The organism is Idiomarina aquatica (assembly GCF_003987185.1).
In the GTDB taxonomy this organism is placed as follows: domain Bacteria; phylum Pseudomonadota; class Gammaproteobacteria; order Enterobacterales; family Alteromonadaceae; genus Idiomarina; species Idiomarina aquatica.
The window spans coordinates 262,685-281,051 of sequence record NZ_PIPS01000002.1; the positions used below are offsets into that span (position 1 = coordinate 262,685).

The 18,367-nt window shown below is 51.4% G+C and carries 22 protein-coding genes; 10 read left to right on the forward strand and 12 right to left on the reverse strand.

Annotated elements, in window-relative coordinates; genetic code table 11:
* Positions 1-7: 7 nt before the first annotated feature.
* The 4 genes from CWE23_RS08130 (at position 8) to glnS (ending at position 4,184) form a co-directional block, all read left to right on the forward strand.
* A complete protein-coding gene (locus tag CWE23_RS08130; protein ID WP_198678816.1) occupies positions 8-787 on the forward strand; it encodes a 5-oxoprolinase subunit PxpA in 780 nt (259 codons plus the stop codon).
* A gap of 1 nt (position 788) precedes the next feature.
* On the forward strand, positions 789-1,496 hold the full coding sequence (pxpB, locus tag CWE23_RS08135; protein WP_105306627.1) for a 5-oxoprolinase subunit PxpB: 708 nt from the start codon (positions 789-791) through the stop codon (positions 1,494-1,496).
* The gene (locus CWE23_RS08140; protein WP_126819973.1) at positions 1,489-2,427 is read left to right on the forward strand and encodes a 5-oxoprolinase subunit C family protein; all 939 of its coding nucleotides are present in this window, start codon (positions 1,489-1,491) and stop codon (positions 2,425-2,427) included. Before pxpB ends, CWE23_RS08140 begins: the two co-directional genes overlap by 8 nt.
* A gap of 65 nt (positions 2,428-2,492) precedes the next feature.
* A complete protein-coding gene (gene glnS / locus CWE23_RS08145) occupies positions 2,493-4,184 on the forward strand; it encodes a glutamine--tRNA ligase (protein ID WP_126819974.1) in 1,692 nt (563 codons plus the stop codon).
* A 9-nt stretch (positions 4,185-4,193) separates the two neighbouring features.
* Here glnS and CWE23_RS08150 read toward each other — a convergent pair whose 3' ends face one another.
* From CWE23_RS08150 to CWE23_RS08175, 6 genes are all read right to left on the reverse strand, one after another.
* Positions 4,194-5,234 (reverse strand): saccharopine dehydrogenase family protein, encoded by a 1,041-nt coding sequence (locus tag CWE23_RS08150; protein ID WP_126819975.1) that lies wholly within the window; start codon positions 5,232-5,234, stop codon positions 4,194-4,196.
* Between the two features lies 1 nt (position 5,235).
* Entirely contained in the window at positions 5,236-5,682 is a 447-nt protein-coding gene (fur, locus tag CWE23_RS08155) for a ferric iron uptake transcriptional regulator (protein ID WP_105306617.1), read from the reverse strand.
* Positions 5,683-5,742: 60 nt separating this feature from the next.
* Positions 5,743-6,273 (reverse strand): flavodoxin FldA, encoded by a 531-nt coding sequence (fldA, locus tag CWE23_RS08160; RefSeq protein WP_105306616.1) that lies wholly within the window; start codon positions 6,271-6,273, stop codon positions 5,743-5,745.
* 3 nt (positions 6,274-6,276) lie between these two features.
* Positions 6,277-6,600, reverse strand: coding sequence for a LexA regulated protein (gene ybfE / locus CWE23_RS08165; RefSeq protein ID WP_126819976.1), 324 nt, complete (start codon positions 6,598-6,600; stop codon positions 6,277-6,279).
* 32 nt (positions 6,601-6,632) lie between these two features.
* Positions 6,633-6,848 carry a DUF2788 domain-containing protein gene (locus CWE23_RS08170; protein ID WP_126819977.1) on the reverse strand — a complete coding sequence of 72 codons (216 nt, stop codon included), beginning with the start codon at positions 6,846-6,848 and terminating at the stop codon, positions 6,633-6,635.
* A 77-nt stretch (positions 6,849-6,925) separates the two neighbouring features.
* Positions 6,926-7,735, reverse strand: a complete 810-nt coding sequence (locus CWE23_RS08175; protein WP_241970587.1) for an alpha/beta fold hydrolase — start codon at positions 7,733-7,735, stop codon at positions 6,926-6,928.
* 80 nt (positions 7,736-7,815) lie between these two features.
* Between CWE23_RS08175 and seqA the strand changes: the two genes are divergently transcribed.
* Together seqA and pgm are read left to right on the forward strand one after the other, a co-directional pair.
* The gene (seqA, locus tag CWE23_RS08180; RefSeq protein WP_105306613.1) at positions 7,816-8,301 is read left to right on the forward strand and encodes a replication initiation negative regulator SeqA; all 486 of its coding nucleotides are present in this window, start codon (positions 7,816-7,818) and stop codon (positions 8,299-8,301) included.
* Positions 8,301-9,941: a phosphoglucomutase (alpha-D-glucose-1,6-bisphosphate-dependent) gene (gene pgm, locus CWE23_RS08185; RefSeq protein ID WP_126819979.1), complete on the forward strand. Its 1,641-nt coding sequence runs from the start codon at positions 8,301-8,303 to the stop codon at positions 9,939-9,941. The genes seqA and pgm overlap by 1 nt, the downstream gene beginning before the upstream one ends.
* 1 nt (position 9,942) lies before the next feature.
* Here the strand turns inward: pgm and CWE23_RS08190 are convergent, their stop codons facing one another.
* A complete protein-coding gene (locus CWE23_RS08190; protein WP_105306611.1) occupies positions 9,943-11,232 on the reverse strand; it encodes an MFS transporter in 1,290 nt (429 codons plus the stop codon).
* Positions 11,233-11,394: 162 nt separating this feature from the next.
* Here CWE23_RS08190 and CWE23_RS08195 point away from each other — a divergent pair, with 162 nt between their 5' ends.
* Together CWE23_RS08195 and hda are read left to right on the forward strand one after the other, a co-directional pair.
* A complete protein-coding gene (locus CWE23_RS08195; RefSeq protein ID WP_126819980.1) occupies positions 11,395-12,483 on the forward strand; it encodes a DUF2066 domain-containing protein in 1,089 nt (362 codons plus the stop codon).
* Complete coding sequence (gene hda, locus CWE23_RS08200; protein WP_241970588.1) at positions 12,483-13,217, forward strand: DnaA regulatory inactivator Hda; 735 nt, start codon at positions 12,483-12,485, stop codon at positions 13,215-13,217. The genes CWE23_RS08195 and hda overlap by 1 nt, the downstream gene beginning before the upstream one ends.
* On the opposite strand, the gene CWE23_RS08205 is transcribed toward hda, so the two are convergent.
* Genes CWE23_RS08205 through arsC form a run of 3 tightly spaced genes read right to left on the reverse strand, consistent with a single transcriptional unit; the run spans position 13,214 to position 14,541 of the window.
* Complete coding sequence (locus CWE23_RS08205) at positions 13,214-13,606, reverse strand: DUF2069 domain-containing protein (RefSeq protein WP_198678817.1); 393 nt, start codon at positions 13,604-13,606, stop codon at positions 13,214-13,216. The two genes, hda and CWE23_RS08205, sit on opposite strands and share 4 nt — an antisense overlap.
* Positions 13,607-13,612: 6 nt before the next feature.
* Positions 13,613-14,197, reverse strand: coding sequence for a flavodoxin domain-containing protein (locus CWE23_RS08210; RefSeq protein ID WP_105306609.1), 585 nt, complete (start codon positions 14,195-14,197; stop codon positions 13,613-13,615).
* Positions 14,194-14,541 (reverse strand): arsenate reductase (glutaredoxin), encoded by a 348-nt coding sequence (gene arsC, locus CWE23_RS08215; protein WP_126819981.1) that lies wholly within the window; start codon positions 14,539-14,541, stop codon positions 14,194-14,196. The genes CWE23_RS08210 and arsC overlap by 4 nt, the downstream gene beginning before the upstream one ends.
* 97 nt (positions 14,542-14,638) lie before the next feature.
* Here arsC and CWE23_RS08220 point away from each other — a divergent pair, with 97 nt between their 5' ends.
* Positions 14,639-15,094 carry a TlpA family protein disulfide reductase gene (locus tag CWE23_RS08220; protein WP_126819982.1) on the forward strand — a complete coding sequence of 152 codons (456 nt, stop codon included), beginning with the start codon at positions 14,639-14,641 and terminating at the stop codon, positions 15,092-15,094.
* On the opposite strand, the gene bepA is transcribed toward CWE23_RS08220, so the two are convergent.
* On the reverse strand, positions 15,086-16,534 hold the full coding sequence (gene bepA / locus CWE23_RS08225; RefSeq protein ID WP_126819983.1) for a beta-barrel assembly-enhancing protease: 1,449 nt from the start codon (positions 16,532-16,534) through the stop codon (positions 15,086-15,088). The two genes, CWE23_RS08220 and bepA, sit on opposite strands and share 9 nt — an antisense overlap.
* 135 nt (positions 16,535-16,669) lie before the next feature.
* Between bepA and CWE23_RS08230 the strand changes: the two genes are divergently transcribed.
* Complete coding sequence (locus tag CWE23_RS08230) at positions 16,670-17,740, forward strand: AI-2E family transporter (protein WP_126819984.1); 1,071 nt, start codon at positions 16,670-16,672, stop codon at positions 17,738-17,740.
* On the opposite strand, the gene bcp is transcribed toward CWE23_RS08230, so the two are convergent.
* On the reverse strand, positions 17,737-18,210 hold the full coding sequence (gene bcp, locus CWE23_RS08235; protein WP_157982918.1) for a thioredoxin-dependent thiol peroxidase: 474 nt from the start codon (positions 18,208-18,210) through the stop codon (positions 17,737-17,739). The two genes, CWE23_RS08230 and bcp, sit on opposite strands and share 4 nt — an antisense overlap.
* Positions 18,211-18,367: the final 157 nt, after the last annotated feature.

Here is an 18,367-nt window from a genome sequence, read left to right on the forward strand (position 1 = left end):
GGCTGACATGAATACGACAAAGATTGCGTTAAACGCCGACATTGGTGAAAGTTTCGGCGCCTGGCAAATGGGCGCTGATGATTTACTCATGCCACACATTGACTGGGCCAATATCGCCTGTGGTTTTCACGCGTCCGATCCGCTGACCATGCTCAATACGGTTAAGCTGGCGAAACAGCACGAGGTGGTCATTGGCGCGCACCCGGCGTATCCGGATTTGGTCGGCTTCGGACGGCGGCATATGGCCTGCAAGCCCGATGAAATTACCGCCATGGTGCAATACCAGGTAGGCGCGTTGCAAGCGATAGCGGCCGGTCAGGGGACCACGGTTGACTACGTCAAACCCCACGGTGCGCTGTATAACGACATGCTGAGTGACGGACAGACTTTTGATGCCGTCTGCGCCGCCGTTGCAGCCTTACAACAACAGCGCAGCGAACCGCTGCCACTGATGATCATGGCAACACCGGAGAATCATGCGTGGCAACAACGGGCAGAGACTCAGGGAATTACGCTGATTTTTGAGGGCTTTGCGGATCGCGCTTATGACGATAACGGACGCTTGCGTTCACGCCAGTTCAGTGATGCCGTGTATCAAAATGATGAGCAAATTTTGGAGCAGGGACGGCGTTTTAGCCAAGGTGAAGCTATCGTCAGCATCACCGGTAAACCCCTCAACATCCGCATCGATTCGTTGTGCGTGCATGGGGATAATCCGAGCGCCATTAACACCATCGAAAAACTTCGCACACTGATTCACGGAGACGAGTCACAGGAGCGCGGTTGACATGACTGAGTCGTCTTACCCTAAGGTATTGAACGCCGGTGCTGACGCGGTAATGGTTTGCTTCAGTGATCGTATTGAAGAGGCCGCGAATGAGCGGGTAACGGCATTGCAGCAACAATTACTGCACAGTGCGTTACCGCTAACCGATATGGTGCCGGCTTACTCGACCCTGATGCTGTACTATGATGTGACACAGCTGTCAGAAGCGGCGCTACGCCAAGCGCTCGAACCCATGTTGCAGGATGTCAACGACGCGCCAAGCGCGGAGGGCAGCCTGCACACTCTGGACGTTTATTATGGGGATGACGTTGGTCCGGACTGGCAGCGGGTGATGGATTCACATCATCTTAGCAAACAGGAATTGATCGAAAAACACACCGCTCAGCCGTTCCGGGTGTTTGCACTCGGGTTCGCGCCGGGGTTCGGTTACATGGGCATTCTTCCTGAGGCTTTGGTGACTCCGAGGTTGCAACGTCCACGTGAAAAAATACCGGCGGGCAGCGTCGCTGTGGCCGAGCAGCAAACCGCCGTTTATCCGGTCGACTCGCCCGGTGGCTGGAACATCATCGGCCGCACAGCAACCCCCTTGTATCAACCGGAACAAGGTATTTTGAGTGCCTTCGAGGTTGGTGACTACGTGCAGTTTCGAGCGATATCCCGACAGCAGTTTATTGAGCAGGGGGGAAATCCGGAGGCGCTGCATGATTGAAGTGATTGAACCCGGTCTGTACATGACGCTGCAGGATTTTGGTCGCTTCGGGTATCTCAGCAAAGGCTTGACCCGTGGCGGGCCGGCCGATGAACACGCGTTTTTATGGGCCAACAAATTGGTGGGTAACCGCTTTGACGCGGCACAACTGGAGATCACCCTGGGTGGCGCCCGCATACGCTTTACTGAGCCAACGCATTTTTCGGTTTGCGGTGCCGATGCCAAACTAAGCCTGGACGAACAACCGCTTAATAGTTGGCAAAGTCACAGCGCAACCGCTGGTCAAACTCTGCACATCGGGCAGGCACAGGCGGGGTTGCGGATTTATCTGGCGGTTGCCGGCGGGTTTCAGGCGGAACCGCAGTGGGGCAGTGTCGCAACCGTGGTACGGGAGAAAATCGGCGGCATTCATCAAAATGGCCAGCCACTTGGATCCGGCGCAACCTTGAACACCGAAAAGAGCACGGCGGATATTGATCGGCGGGTGCCTTGGCAGTATCGTCCCGACTATTCGAAAACACCAACGTTGGGACTGATTCCCGGCAATCAGTATGAGCAGTTTCCGGATACCGTTCGCGAGGCGTTTTGTTATAACGATTTTACCGTAGACAGCAGCAGTAATCGCATGGGCGTGCGACTGAAAGGCCATAGCTTAAGCTATCAGGGCAAAGGCATTGTGTCCGAGGGCATTAACATCGGCTCTGTGCAAGTACCGCCCAACGGCGAACCGATCATTATGTTATGTGATCGTCAGACGCTCGGCGGCTATCCCAAGCTTGGTACCATCAGTCCACTGGATGTCAGCCGGTTGGCGCAATGTCGGCCCGGCGATCAGGTGCGCTTCACCCGCGTGACGATAGAGCAGGTGCAACAACAATTAGCGCGTTACTACCGCTTTTTTGATGTGCAGCTAGCTTGTCAGAACGCCTAGAAACTGCGATCATAGCGCGATACTTATCATTCTGAATGTAGCTTGTAGTTGGAGATTCTAATCTAATGGCAGATACCGAACACCGGCCGAGTAATTTTATTCGTCAAATTATTGATAAAGATTTGGCTTCGGGTAAGCATGACTCGGTGAAAACACGTTTTCCCCCTGAGCCGAACGGCTTTTTGCATATAGGTCATGCGAAGTCGATTGTCCTGAATTTCGGTATTGCTGAAGACTATAACGGTACCTGTAATTTACGGTTTGATGATACCAACCCGCTGAAAGAGAAGGTCGACTATGTCGAGTCGATTAAAAAGGACGTTGCCTGGTTAGGTTATGAGTGGGATGGTGAGCCTAAGTACTCATCCAATTACTTTGACCAGTTGCACGCCTATGCGGTTGAGTTGATTGAGAAAGGCCTAGCCTACGTTGACTTCTCTGATCAAGAAACCATGCGCGAAATGCGTGGCACACTGAAAGAGCCGGGCAAAAACAGCCCTTATCGGGACACGCCTGCGGCGGAGAACCTGGCATTGTTCCAGCGCATGACCGCCGGTGAATTTAAAGAAGGCGAATGTTCGTTACGGGCAAAAATTGATATGAGCTCGCCGTTCATGTGTATGCGCGATCCGGTGATTTACCGTGTGCGCTTTGCTCATCATCACCAAACCGGTGATAAATGGTGTGTTTATCCGATGTATGACTTTACTCATTGTATCTCGGATGCGCTGGAAGGTATTACCCACTCACTGTGCACGTTGGAGTTCCAGGATAACCGCCGTTTGTACGACTGGGTGTTGGATAACATCAGCATTGACTGTCATCCACAGCAAATTGAGTTTTCGCGTCTGAATCTGCAGTATGCGGTGATGAGTAAACGCATCATCAATACGCTGGTGGAAGAGCACAAAGTCAGTGGCTGGGATGATCCGCGCGTACCGAGCATTGCTGGTTTACGTCGCCGTGGTTATACACCGGCTTCCATTCGTGAGTTTTGTCGCCGTATCGGTGTCACCAAGATGGATAACCAGGTCGAAATGAGTATGCTCGAGGCCTGTATCCGTGATGACTTAAACGAGAATGCACCGCGGGCAATGGCGGTAATGGATCCGATTAAGCTGGTGATTGAAAACTACCCGGATGATGCAACAGAATCGTTAGAAGCGCCAAATCACCCGAACAAACCCGAGATGGGAACTCGTCAGGTGACCTTCAGTAAAACGTTGTACATTGAACGTGAGGACTTCCGTGAATCGGCTAATAAAAAGTTCAAGCGTTTGGTGTTGGATAAAGAAGTCCGGTTGCGTAACGCTTACGTGGTCCGTGCGGATCGTGTTGAAAAAGATGCGGACGGCAACATCACCACCGTGTACTGCAGTTATGATGCGGATACCTTGGGTAAAGATCCTGCCGATGGCCGTAAAGTCAAAGGTGTGATTCACTGGGTTTCAGCAGCAACCGCTGTGCCTGCTGAGTTCCGTGTCTACGACCGGTTGTTCCAGGTGCCTAACCCGGCTGCGGAAGAGGATCTGTTTGCCGCTCTTAATCCGGAGTCATTGGTTATCAAAAATGGCTTTGTCGAAGCGAACCTGGCACAGGCAAAGGTGCAACAAGCCTATCAGTTTGAACGTTTAGGCTATTACTGTCTGGATCAGGACGCCGAGCAAGAAGGGCGTTTGATCTTTAACCAGACGGTTGGTCTGCGCGACAGTTGGGCTAAAATCGAACAACAACAAGACGACAAAGCGGCCAGTTAGGCCGCTTTGTTATGATTTGATGATGTATTTGTCGAGTAGCTTCGCGCCGTAAAGGCGCGAAGGTGTATAAAAGCCGCCGGGGTGCGGATGCTCCAGCGTATAAACAGCCAGTTCTACCGCGCCTTCGGCGGTCAGTGAATATCCATTCTTCACTTTTACCCGCATCTCTCGATGTTCGCCACGCGCATTGCGAATTTCTCCCCAAACATAGGTTGGATTGCGATCGCGCTCCTTGCTGTCCGGGCCTTCGCTGTTGGCCTCAATTTTTGCTTTCAGTTTGCGTTGTACCCACTGCCAGTTAAACACGCGTCGAAATGGGTTAAGTCGCCGTAAGCGTTTTACCAAGCGTGGACTGGCCGGGATATAGACTTCGATATTCGGTATTTCTGTGGTGTAGTAGGCCGTCGCAACATCGCCCCAGGGAATGGTCATGGCCATTTTTTTTCCCGCTCCAAAGTCGATTTCGCGAGCTTTCCAGGCCAATGGCACCGTTTCTATGGTACCGTTAATGCGCGCTGCGCCACCCTGACCCAGACGTTCTACGCTGGTCTTGGCAGTGCCGCGGCTCATTCGTGAGGCCGAATCAAAACCCAGTGCAAGGTGTGTTGCATCGGGCATTTGCGCGTTTAATCGCGCAGCCACACAGTCAGTCGGAATAACGTCAAAGCCAGCTCCGGGACACAAAACGATGCCCGCCTCAGCCGCTTTGGCAGAGAGACTGTGAGCGTATTCAAACACATCAATTTCGCCGGTAATGTCCAGGTAATGGGTTTTACTGGCAATGCAGGCATGCATGAGGGGGGCTGCGGTGTGGCTGAAAGGGCCGGCGCAATTGACCACCAGGTCGACATCCGCTAATTGTTGCTTAATGCTGTTGACGTCCTGCAACGAAAACTCGCGAAAAGGCAATTCCAGATGTCGGGCAAACTCGGCCAGAGTAACGCCGTTTCGGCCGGCCAGAATAGGAGAATAACCACGCTTTTTGGCTTGTCGGGCAATTAACTTGCCCGAGTACCCGTATGCGCCGTATATCATCCAGCGCAATGCCATGCTAATCGGCCTCAGCAGCGAGCTTATACTCGCAGTTGTCACCGCGCTGACATTCACCGTAAAGGTATAGGCTGTGGTTGGTCAGTTTGATTTTGTTCTGTTCTGCGATGCGAACTTGACGCTCTTCGATGATGTCATCTTCAAACTCAAACACATGCCCACAGGTTAAGCACACCAGATGGTCATGATGTTCTTTTGCACTCAGCTCAAATACCGAACGGCCGCCTTCAAAATGATGGCGAGTGATGATACCGGCGTCATCAAACTGATTAAGAACCCGATAAACGGTTGCTAAACCAATTTCGTCTTTCTGCTCAAGCAGGATCTTGTAGACATCTTCCGCGCTGATATGCTGATTTTCCGGTTTTTTCAGAATTTCCAGAATCTTCATGCGCGGAGAAGTGACTTTTAAGCCCGCTTTTTTTAACTGCTCGTCGTTTGTTGCCATAATATCAGTCGCCAATCAGTTATCGTAATTAAGTTCAAGGGTTCAGCATACCCTGAACTACTAGTCGTTTGCCAGCTCCGCCAGGCACATTTCCTGGTAAACTTGCTGACACCACTTAGTCACACGTTCTTTGGTCAGTTCAGGTTGACGATCTTCATCAATACCCAGCCCGACAAAGTGGTTTTCATCAACCAATCCTTTCGAGGCTTCGAAATGATAGCCCTCGGTCGGCCAGTGACCCACAATCACAGCACCGCGTGCTTCAACAATGTCACGCACCATACCCATCGCATCCAAGAAGTACTCGGCGTAATCTTCCTGATCACCGCAGCCAAAAATAGCGACCAATTTATCGGTGAAGTCGATTTCTTCAAGTTCTGGGAAAAAGTCATCCCAATCGCATTGCGCTTCGCCGTAGTACCAGGTTGGAATACCGAAAAGCAACAAATCATAGCCGGCAATATCTTCTTTACTGGACTTCGCGATGTCTTTAACATCGACTAACTTTTTACCCAGTTCTTTCTGGATCATTTGTGCGACAGCTTCGGTATTGCCTGTATCACTACCAAAGAAAATTCCTACGGTTGCCATAAATCAATTTTCACCTGATTTGATAAGGTTAATGACTGCTGGCAGGAAGGTGTCTTCTCGTGCCAACGCGACTTTAACAACAGCTTCGACCAATTCCCCTCGGCTACAGTTCAAAGACTCCGCCAAATCGGTTAATTGTTGGTGTAGCTGCCGATCGGTTTTTAACTCAATACGTTTTTTGCCCTGCTGTTTGTCACGCAGCAATTGTTTACGTTTATTGATGCGCAACTGTTCACTGCGCGGCAACGGGTTCGTGCGGGGACGTCCGCGCCGGGGCTGATCGACAAATAAGTCGATGGTTACTTTATCGTTGTTTGCTTTTGCCATGTGTGTTGTGAATTGCTATGCAGGTGCTTTTATCAAAGTCCCGATTCCCAATACACCTGGATAATGCCCTTGGCGATAAATCCAAAACAGCCAAGAAACAACACCAGCCAGACGATGAAACGGCCGAATTTGGGCACTGCCGATCGCTTTAACACATCGCGAATAGCAAGGCCTATTAATAAAAATAAGATGCCAAGCGTAATGTTGGTCGCCAGTATCTCGATTTGTTCGTAGTATTCAGCCAACATGAATTATGTACACCTCAGGCTGGTTAATATCGCGCATAGTCTACCATAGCGCGCTTCGGCTGACGACCCTGTGTCGCTCAAGGGTTTAAGAATTCGCGCACCAAGCGGTTAAAAATACGCGGCTTTTCTGCATGTAACCAATGCCCTGTGCCTTCGATAACTTTAACCTCGACGTCATCAAAACGCTGATTTATTTGGTCGCGATGCGCCTCGGTTAAATAATTGGAATCACCGCCCTTGATAAACAGCACCGGACCTGCGTAATGGCCCTCACTGACGTTACCGGCCAGCGTCGTGTAGTTGGCAATTAAGGCATCAATATTGAGCCGCCAACTGTAACCGTCGTCGCTCTTCCGCAGATTCTTCAGCAAAAACTGGCGCACGCCCTTATTTTTGACGGTGTTTGCCAGTTCGCTGTCGGCATCACTGCGGCTATTGACCTGACTGAGATCGAGGTTTTTCAATGCCGTTAAAATGTCGTCATGAGTGCCGTCATACTGAGCAGGCGCGATATCAGCAAACACGGCACGAGTGACCCGCTGCGGGTAATCCATTGCCAGTTGCATCGCAATTTTGCCGCCCATCGAGTGTCCGACGACTGCAAAGTCGTCGATGCCCAGACTGTCGCAGGTGGCGATGACGTCGGCGGCCATTTCACCGTAACTCATGTGCTCGCAGTGCGGCGAATCGCCGTGGTTGCGGGCGTCAATCATGACACAGTAATACGCGTCTTCCAGCGCTCTGGCGAGGCTTTTTAAGTTGTCTTTGTCACCAAACAAACCATGGATGAGCACCACCGTCGGGTGTTGCTGTTGGCCAAGGGTTTGATATTCCAATGTTACTGACTCTGCCATCTGGATGCCTTTAATGGTAAACTTTGCCATCATTTTCGGGAGTTTATGCCTGCCTTGCAAGCGAATTAGGCAAACCATTGGTCAAAACCAGGGGCGATGAGGTAATACCATTCATGAAACGAATTGAAGTAGAAGACGATTTGTACGCATACATAGCAAGTCACACCCAGCAAATAGGCGAGAGCGCATCGGATATTTTGCGCCGTCTGCTCGGGCTGGACGCTGCCACCGAAACCGCTGAACAGAGTCCGGAAAAAGCGACCGAAAGTGTCTTTAACCGCCTCAACCAGCAGGATGTTAATGTGCAAAAAAGCGTGGTCGCACGGTTTCTGTACATTCTCAGCATGTTGCATCGATCGCATCCGCAACAATTTGAGCAAGTACTGACCATTCGCGGGCGTGATCGCCAGTATTTTGCCCGCTCCGAGGAGGCACTGCTCACCAGCGGTAATAGCACTAACCCGAAAGCCATCCCGGGTTCGCCTTACTGGGTAGTAACCAACAACAATACGACCAAGAAAAAATCCATGCTGACGCAAGTTGCTGAGCAATTGGGGTACAGTGCTGCCGAAGCGGAAAAAATAAGGGACTTTTTATAATGGCCATGCATGAACGTGCCGGGCAGGAGGCGACACCTGCGGATTTGATCAATATTGCGCAACTGACCAGTGCTTACTATGTTTATGAGCCGGATCCGCGCAATCCGGCCCAGAAAGTGAGTTTTGGTACCTCGGGTCATCGCGGCAGCGCGCTCAAGCGTAGCTTTAACGAAGCGCATATTCTGGCGATCGCGCAAGCGATTTGTGCCTACCGCGAAGAGCAGGGTATCCGCGGACCGATCCTGGTTGGCAAGGATACTCACGCGTTATCCGAATCGGCGTATCTGAGTGCGCTGGATGTGTTCTTAGGTAATGGGTTGGAAGTGCGGGTGCAAACGGAGCACGATTACACCCCGACACCGGCGATATCACACGCCATTTTAACCTACAACAAGGAGCATGAGGATGTTTGCGATGGGGTCGTGATTACGCCGTCGCATAACCCTCCCCAGGACGGCGGCTTTAAATACAACCCGCCACACGGTGGGCCGGCCGACAGCGACGCCACCAAAACCATTGAAAAATACGCTAATGCGCTGCTTTCCTCCGGTTTGCAGGGGGTTAACACCTGTGAATCAGAAGACGTCCTGGAGCATCCAGCGTTAGTCTTTTGCGACTGGCGTCGCGACTACATCGAGAGCCTCACTCGAGTGATCGATATGGACGCGATTGCCTCCGCCAAGCTCAAACTTGGTATCGATGCGATGGGTGGTTCTGGTGCAAAATACTGGCGGCAGATTGCCGAGCACTACCGGTTGGACATCACCGTGCACAACGCACACGTGGATCCTGCTTTTGGCTTTATGACGCTGGACAAAGACGGTCAGATCCGCATGGACTGTTCGTCACCGGCAGCGATGGCCGGTCTGCTGCAATACAAAGACCAGTATGATTTGGCCGGTGGCAATGATCCGGATTACGACCGCCACGGCATTGTCACGCCAACGCACGGTCTACTTAACCCCAATCATTACTTAGCGGTTGCCATTGACTATCTGTGCCAGACGCGTCAGTGGAACGAGCAAGTGGCGATTGGTAAAACAGTGGTGTCCAGTGCCATGATCGACCGTGTTGTTGCTCATAACGGACGACCGTTACTGGAAGTTCCGGTTGGCTTCAAATGGTTTGCTCCGGGCCTCGCCGCGCAGACTATCGGCTTTGCCGGCGAGGAAAGCGCTGGTGCAACCTTGCTGGATCGTAACGGCGAGGTCTGGACGACCGATAAAGACGGGATTGTGATGGTACTGCTGGCGGCAGAAATACTTGCCAAGACGGGTAAAAACCCGGGTCAATACTACGACCAACTGTGTCAGCAACATGGCACGTCGTATTATCGCCGAGTGGATACAGCGTCTTCTACCGAGCAGAACAAAGCCTTTGCCGGTATCCGCGCTTATAAGGTGAAATTGCCACAATTGGCTGGCGAAGCGGTAACCTCAATCGCGACGAAAGCGCCAGGTAATGACGCTCAGTTTGGTGGTATTAAAGTGACCACCGCTAATGGCTGGTTTGCTGCGCGACCGTCAGGCACCGAACCCGTTTATAAAATATACGCCGAAAGCTTTAACAGTGATGAGCATCTTACCGCCATCATTGAAGAAGCCCAGCAATGGGTTTCCGGGCTTCTCAGCAACGAGTAAATTAACGTTTGAGGACGGCGTTGCCATCAACGTCGTCGCTCTGTTGCTCTTCATCTTCCGGCAATTCTTCCGCCATTGATGTCAGTAGTTCATCCGATGTCTGTGATGGTGCCAATACCGCAAAGCTGCTGTGCAACTGGTCTTCGGCCTTGGCACGACGAGTAATACGGTACAGGGAATAAAGCCCCACAAACGCCGTCAGTCCGCCCAACAGTAAGAAGAAAAAGTTAATCGCGCCAAATTGCATCAGCGCCGCAACCGCTGGCGCACCGATGATGGAGCCCGCACCACCAATTTTAATGATGGCACCGGTTGCGCCGACCATCTGATCACGTTCCAGATAATCGTTGGTGTGAGCCATGCCCAGTGAATACAGTGGCAGAATAAAAGCACCCAATACCGCGACCGCCAGATAAATCAACAAGGCATTACCGGCACCGAGTTGTGACAGGATGATGGCACTGACGGCGCCGCCACCGGCACAAATGGTGATCACAAAACGACGGTCGATGCGGTCAGACAGCAAGCCAAACGGTGCCTGAGACAGAAGCCCGCCAACGATAAACGCCGACATAAAGAAGGTGATCTGTACCACACTCAAACCGATGTATGACGCGTACATTGGACCAATGCCATAGAACATCGCATAGCACGCTTGCATGATAAAGGCATTCACCACGCCTAACGGCACGGTTTTGAACAACATTTTAATCGGTACTTTTTTGTTTTCGTGGGTGGTTGGCTCGACCGTAACACTGACCAAAATAGGGATCAGTGACAGGTTGATTAATAACGCGACAATGGCAAAGCCAATAAAGCCAGCCGGGTCGGCAACCCCCAAAATCAGCTGGCCGGCGATCAGGCCGGTATAAATAATAACCAGATAGACGGACAGCAGCGTGCCGCGGCTGCGGTTATCGGCCATGGTATTAAGCCAGCTCTCGGCGATCACGAAGATGCCGGAAATCGCAAAACCGGTAATAAAGCGCATCACAAACCAGACAATGGGATCAACCCAGATGGCTTGCACCAACACACTGAATGCGGCCAATGCCGCGAGGCCGCCGAAGGATCGGATGTAGCCGACTCGGCGAATGTCTTTGGGCGCGCGGGTTGAACCGAACAGGTAGCCAATAAAATAGGCTGACATGATAAAACCGGTGACCAGGGTACCGAAATCTTCGATGGTTGCGCGTAAACTGAGTAGGGTACTGGTCATGCCCACACAAACACCAATCAAACTGATGCTGGATAAAAGTGAACTGATCCCTCGAAGTTGCTTTTTAAGCATGGCCGACCCTGATTGCTAGAATTTTCCGCTATTCTAGCGGTCATAAGTCGGTTTGACTAGCAGGCTTTTACGATTCCCACAGGCTTATCCACAAGTTGTCACTTGCTGTTACGAATACGGCTGTTTAAGATGCACACAACACCTTAAAAACGAAGCAGCAGCATGAATTGTAAAACTCGTTTAGTTGCACTGATGATCATCTGCATGGTTGCATTGCCGTGGAGCGGTTCGACGGCGGCTAAATTGATCGAGGATCTTTACAGCGCGCGAGTCGATGTAAGTTCTCAGGCCAGTCAGCAACGTCAGCAGGCAATCCGTGCCGCGTTTGATCAGGTGATCATTAAGGTCACCGGTCAGTCGGCTCTGTTGGAACACCAGGCGGTGCAATCAGCGCGTCGGAATGTTAACGATTATTTGCTGCAATATGGTTACCAGCGGCAGGGTTCGCAACAACAACTGGAAGCGACCTTTGACGGGCGTAAACTGAGGCAGTTGTTGGCGGATAATGAATTGCCTTACTGGGGAAGCCGCCGACCGGAATTGTTATTGTGGATTGCCCATGAACAGGATAACAACCGCCGTCAGTTGATTGGCAGCGGCGATGAGTCGATCTTTACTCAACAATTACGAACCTTTGCCCGTGCTGCCGGTATTCCTATTCAGTTACCGTTATTGGACTTAACCGATGCGATGACCGTTAGCCCCACCGATGTCTGGGGGCGCTTCACGCAACCCGTTGCCAAGGCGAGCCGTCGCTATGCGTCCGATGGGTACCTGATGGCACGTATTACCCGCCTTGAAAATCCTGAGAACCCGGATCAGACCTACCGTCTTGACTGGTCTGTTGATGTCGAGTCTCGACGCCTGAATGGCGTGGTGTACGCACAAAGTGAGGATTGGTTAGCAGAACCTTTTGTTAATGATTTACTGCAACAGTTGGCGAAAACTTACAGCGTGGTGAGCTCGGATCAGCAGGAGTTAATCGAGGTAGCGCTGGAAGTGCAGCAGTTGCAACGTTGGCAGGATGTGCTGGCGCTGGAGCAGTTTCTCAGTTCAGTGGCATCGGTAGAGTCGGTGCGACTACAACAATACAGCACCGAACGCGCGCAGTTTACTGTGGTGGTGCGTGGTAGTGAGGATCATTTATTGCAAACCATTCAGCTAGACGGTCGCCTGGTTTCTCAGGACGTCAGCCCGTTTATTGAACCTAAGCGTCAGCAACAAAGCGTTTATCGTTGGGTAGCCAATTAATGCCACAGCAACAACCGATGCCTCAGCAACTGCCCTTACAGGTACAATTACCGGATGACGAACTGTTTGCGACGTTTTATCGCGGACAGAACAGTGAAGCCGTTGATTGGCTGACGCAAATGGCGCAACGTCATGCGGGGCCGGGCAAAACCGACCGCTTTACCTGGATTTCCGGGCCTGCCGCCAGCGGCAAAAGCCACTTGTTGCATGCAACCTTAGCAGCGGCCAATCACGCCAATAAAAAGGTGATGTATCTGCCGTTTAATGAACTGCAACGCATCGAAGATGCGGCTGCTGTGCTTGAGGGAATGCATCACTTTGATCTGTTGTGTATTGACGATGTGGATGCGGTATTAGATCGCGCGGACTGGTGTTTTGAGCTGTTTGCGCTGATAAACCGGATAACCGATGAAAAGACCGTGCGCATGGTGATGACCGCGTCCCAGGCGGCAGCGCAAACCGAGGTTACGCTGCCTGACTTAAAGTCGCGCCTGCAATGGTCAACGGCTTACCAGTTAACGCCGCTGGATGACGCTGATAAAGCCAAGGCGCTGTCGTTGCGAGCGGGTTGGCGAGGTCTGCAACTGCCGGCTGATGTCGCACAATTTATGTTGCACCGGCTGGGGCGCGATATGCGCGAGCTATTACGTTATTTAAATGAACTTGATACGGCGTCGATGGCGCAACAGCGTCGTTTAACCATTCCCTTTGTTAAACAAACGCTGTCGATTTAATCCTGCCGTTGTTTCTTTAAGCCAAGTCCTTGAGCGCGTCCCTGATAACGGGCATAGCCGGTCGCGCCGACAAACGCACCGCTGGTTAACAGTAATTCCACCAGCGCCAACCAGAATTCGCTCGGATGGGTATACAGTGTGGTCAGTGCGTGCAAAAAGTAAAACATGAGAATAAAGTTGAACCAGGCGTGGGTATAGGCTTTACCTTTTACCAGACCCGGTAACGGGAATAACAGCGGCAGTACCCAAAACAGTAACGCTAGAGGTAAGGGTAAGCTGACACTGTCGGGATCCTGCAAAAGTGTGTGCCAAAGCACCACAAAAAGCAGTAAAGGCCAGTAGCAAAGCTGGGTTAAAACGCGATAGAAACGCGGTTGTCTGGGCATCATGACGGTTCAGTCCTCAATGGTTGCGTGACGGCAGGCGGTTGCAATTTGACAGACCCGGCGACCGAGCGCAAAAGCGGTTTGTTGTTCGCTGCTGGTCAGGCTGGTGCGATCATTCAAAAAACTGGCACCATAAGGAGAGCCTCCACCATCGCGACCATGCACACTGGGCTGTGAGTAAGGCACACCGGTTAACAACATACCGTGGTGAAGCAGTGGCAGTGCCAGGGACAGTAGGGTGGTTTCCTGACCGCCATGCAATGATGAGGTCGAGGTAAACACCGCGCCGGGCTTGTTGATCAAGACACCTTTAAGCCAGTCGTTACTGGTGCTTTCCCAAAACTTTTGCAACGCCGACGCCATGTGACCAAAGCGGGTTGGGCTACCCAACAACAGCGCATCGCATCGCGTCAGTTCGTCGCGTTCAATCACCATATCGCGGGCGCTGGCTGCGTCAGCATCGCTGTTAACCGTGCGCAACAGCGCTTCCCCCCCGGCGGCGGTTACACCTTCAGCAATGGCATCAGCGAGCCGTTGAGTGGCGCCGCCACGGCTAAAATACAAAATAATGACCTGAGTAGAGGACGTTGTCATAGGATATCGAGTACGTTTTCCGGAGGACGGCCAATCACTGCTTTATCGCCGTTAATCACGATCGGTCGTTCAATCAGTTTGGGATTATTAACCATGGCGGTAATCAAGGTATCGTTATCATCGACGTCCGCCAGACCCAGTTCTTTATACAGGTCTTCTTTGGTGCGCATCAGTTGTTTTGGCTGTAATTGTAATAATTCCAGAATGCGCGTTAATTCAGCGGCGTTCGGTGGCGTTTTTAAGTATTCAACCACAGTAGGCTGAGCGTCACGTTCTTCGATAAGCGCCAGTGTTTGGCGAGATTTTGAACAGCGGGGGTTATGATAGATGGTTAATTCACTCATGCGATTGACTCTTGCGTGATATTCGATAAAGGTAGCTTCATGTTACCGCAAAGCGTTAAATGAAGGCAAAAATCTCGATAAAAACAGGACAATAAAAATGAAACATAGATATTTGTCATGGCTAGCCGTGCTGCTGCTCGGCGCGTGCTCGCCACAACCTGACATTGCCACAACCGCCGATGACAACGTCAGTTGGCAACAGCAAGACGCCACCGTCGTAATTAATTATTTCGCTGAATGGTGTGCCCCTTGCCTTCGCGAATTGCCTGAGTTGAATGAGTTTTATCATCAGGATGTGGCCAACAACCCCGAGCTTAAGTTGATAGGGGTGAGTTTTGATCCGCTTGATAATGAGCAAATAAGGGCTCTGGCCCAACGGCATGGCATCGACTACCCATTAGCGTTGGCACAACCGCCGGCAAATTATCCGTTCGAACGTCCGAAAATGTTGCCGGCAACTTATGTCGTGTTCCCTGACGGCCGGGTGAAAGGGCCGATGATGGGAGAGCAGACGCTGACTTCACTGCGCGCAGCGGTGTCGGAGTCACATTAGGTTTTGTGCCTGTTCCAGTTGCGCCCTTAATTGGTCGATACGGGCGTTCAGGCGCTTTAAGGTTACGTCGTTATTGGTGTGATTGTGTGCGGTATGCAACTGGTCAATGGCCAGTTTGAAGTTACCGCGCAACGCTAATGCCTCAGCGCGTGTTTCGTACATCGCGGCACGGTTAGCACTGCGTTCATAGGCGTTGGTGAGCAGGTCCAGCGCCAATATATGATGGTTATTTTCCAGTAAGAAGTGGCGCAACAAGTCGATGGCAAGTGAAATCTCACCGGCTTCGATGGCTGCGTTGGCAAAGTTAAGGGTTACCACCGGCTCATTGGGTGAGCGTTGGTAGGCATCTCTCAGCAGGTTGAGTGCTTCGTCGTAGCGTTGTTGCTGCAGCAAAATATCCGTTTGCACGTCGAGATAAAAACGGTTGCGTGGAGTCTGGGCTAACAACGGCGCCAGATGTTCAGCGGCGCGCTCGGCATTGCCATCGTCCAAAGCCCTTATAGCTAGGGCGTACAAGCCATATTGACGCGCGAACGGGTCAGTGCTGTTGCTGAGCGCCTGCAGTTCAGATTCGGTGCTGGACCGTGTATAACGGGCATCCACTCGCGCCTTGGCTAAATGAAAATCGAGGCTGGGCGCGACGTTGCGGCGTTGCATACTTTCTGCCCGAGCGCGGGTATCGGCGATACGGGATTCTGGCAGCGGGTGCGTCATTAGCATCTCCGGCGGCTTGCTGACATACCGATATTTTTCCGCCAAGCGACCAAAAAAGTTAGGCGCTCCGGCCGGATCGTAGCCCGCATTGGCCAATACGCCCATACCAATTCGGTCAGCTTCTTGTTCGTACAAACGGGTATAATTGATTTGTGATTGCTGCGACATACCCATGGTGGCATACAGCCCGGCGGCACCGGCTTCGGCATTGGCCATGCCGAGCAAGATCGAACCCACCAGTCCGGCGATGGTCATCGGCATACTGCGTTGCTGTTCCTGCATTCGGCGCACGATATGACGCTGGGTTACGTGAGCAATCTCGTGGCCGAGTACGGCCGCAAGTTCCGATTCGTTACGGGCTTCCTGGATCAGCCCGGTATGCACACCAACATAGCCTCCGAAAAACGCAAAGGCATTAATTTCGGGATTATTGATCCAGAAAAAATTAAACGGGTAACGAACACTGTCGGCGTGGCGCACTAAGCTGTTGCCGAGTTCGGCTAAATAACTGTCCAGTGCCGGATCGGCAATAATGGGTGCCTGGGCTCGTACCTGACGCATATAATAATCGCCAATCAGTCGTTCCCGTTCGACACTCATAAAGCCGGCCCCGGTGGTTCCCATTTGTGGCAGACGCGAATGATCTTGCGCCACAGATACCGAACTTACCCCGGTTAGCAGGGCAACACTACAAATTGTGATTAATGTATGACGAAAGGATGGCATGTACGGCTCTTGAGTTAACAACCTGCTGTTGCTATGAGTTAGTAATTAAAAAATAGTTCCTTTTTACTCTATGGGGTTATGGAAAGATTGCAAGGGCTGATATGATGATAGCAGTAGCTCCGAGGTATTAACGACATGCTGGATTACCTAAAACAATGGTATAACCGTAAGTTTTCTGACCCTAACGCCGTAACACTATTTTTGTTGCTGGTATTTGGGGTATCTCTGATCGTCTTTTTTGGCAATTTACTGGCGCCCATCCTTATTGCTGTCGCGCTGGCCTACTTGTTGGACTGGCCGGTTACCCGACTGATGCACCTCGGTTTATCACGGCTGTTGGCAAGTATTGTTACTTTTACGCTGTTTGTGGCGCTGGCGCTTATCCTGGTGGTAACACTGGTGCCGGTTATCTGGCAGCAAAGCACGACACTGGTTACGGAACTGCCGGAAATGTTGACGAATGTGCAGATTTGGCTGCACAAGCTACCCGAACTGTTCCCTAACATTATCGATCAGGCACAGATCAACGAACTGATGCAAAGCCTGCGCCGTCGGGCGGTTGCCATGGGCGAACAATTGCTGACGTTGTCATTGAGCTCGATTGCCAACGTGATGGCCATTATGGTGTATCTGATTGTGGTGCCTCTGCTGGTGTTCTTTATGTTGAAAGATCGCGATGAGCTGATGTCGCACCTGAATCGCGTGCTGCCGTCTAACCGCCAATTAATCAGTCAGGTTGGCCAGGAAATGAACCTACAAATCATGAACTACATTCGCGGTAAAGCGATTGAAGTGGTGGTGGTGGCGGTCGTCAGTTTTATCACTTTCTTTGCGTTCGACCTGCGGTACGCGGCGTTGTTGTCGATTATGGTCGGTTTTTCCGTATTAATTCCTTATATTGGTGCGGCTGTTGTGACCATCCCGGTGTTGTTGGTGGCCTTTTTTCAATTCGGTCCAACCTCAACCTTCGCCTGGATAGCGGTTGCCTACTTTATTATTCAGGCGTTGGACGGTAACTTGCTGGTGCCGATTTTGTTTTCGGAGGCGGTCAGTTTAAATCCCGTTTATATCATTGCTGCAGTGGTGGTTTTTGGTGGTATCTGGGGCTTTTGGGGGGTGTTTTTCGCAATCCCACTGGCCAGTCTGGTCAAAGCCGTATTAACCGCCTGGTCCAGTGGGGTTGAACAACAAACTAACGCCGGTTAGTTGTTATCATTCAGAGCGTCGAGGACCACCTCATGGTGGTTCTTGGTTTTGAACTTATCAAATACCTGGCTGATGGTGCCGTCCTGCTCGATTAAAAAGCTGATGCGGTGAATGCCGTCGTATTCTTTACCCATGAATTTTTTCGGTCCCCAGACGCCAAATTGATCGGCGACCTGGTGATCCTCGTCACTCAACAGTGTGAAGTTTAATTCGTCGCGCTCGGTGAACTTAGCCAAACGCTTAGGTGCGTCCGGGCTGATGCCAACTGAGATGACGTTGTGCTCGGCCAGCTTATCTTTTTGGTCCCGCAAGTTTTGCGCCTGTACCGTACAACCCGGGGTCATTGCTTTTGGATAAAAATAGACCAGCACCCGGTGTTGCTGCAGTAACTCGGCCAGTTTAACGGTATTTTCATTGGCGTCAGCCAGTTCAAACATAGGGGCTTTATCGCCAGCTTGTAAACGTTCCATTCGGATCTCCCTTGATGATTTGATGAAAGCTAATGAGTTATAGAATACCTTAGTGCGGTTTGGATTAAAAATTGATGGAACCATTGCACGCAACTATGTTCCTAGTCTTGTCTTTATATTGGTGTGCCATTACCATTGTAAGCCGCAATTTTTTATA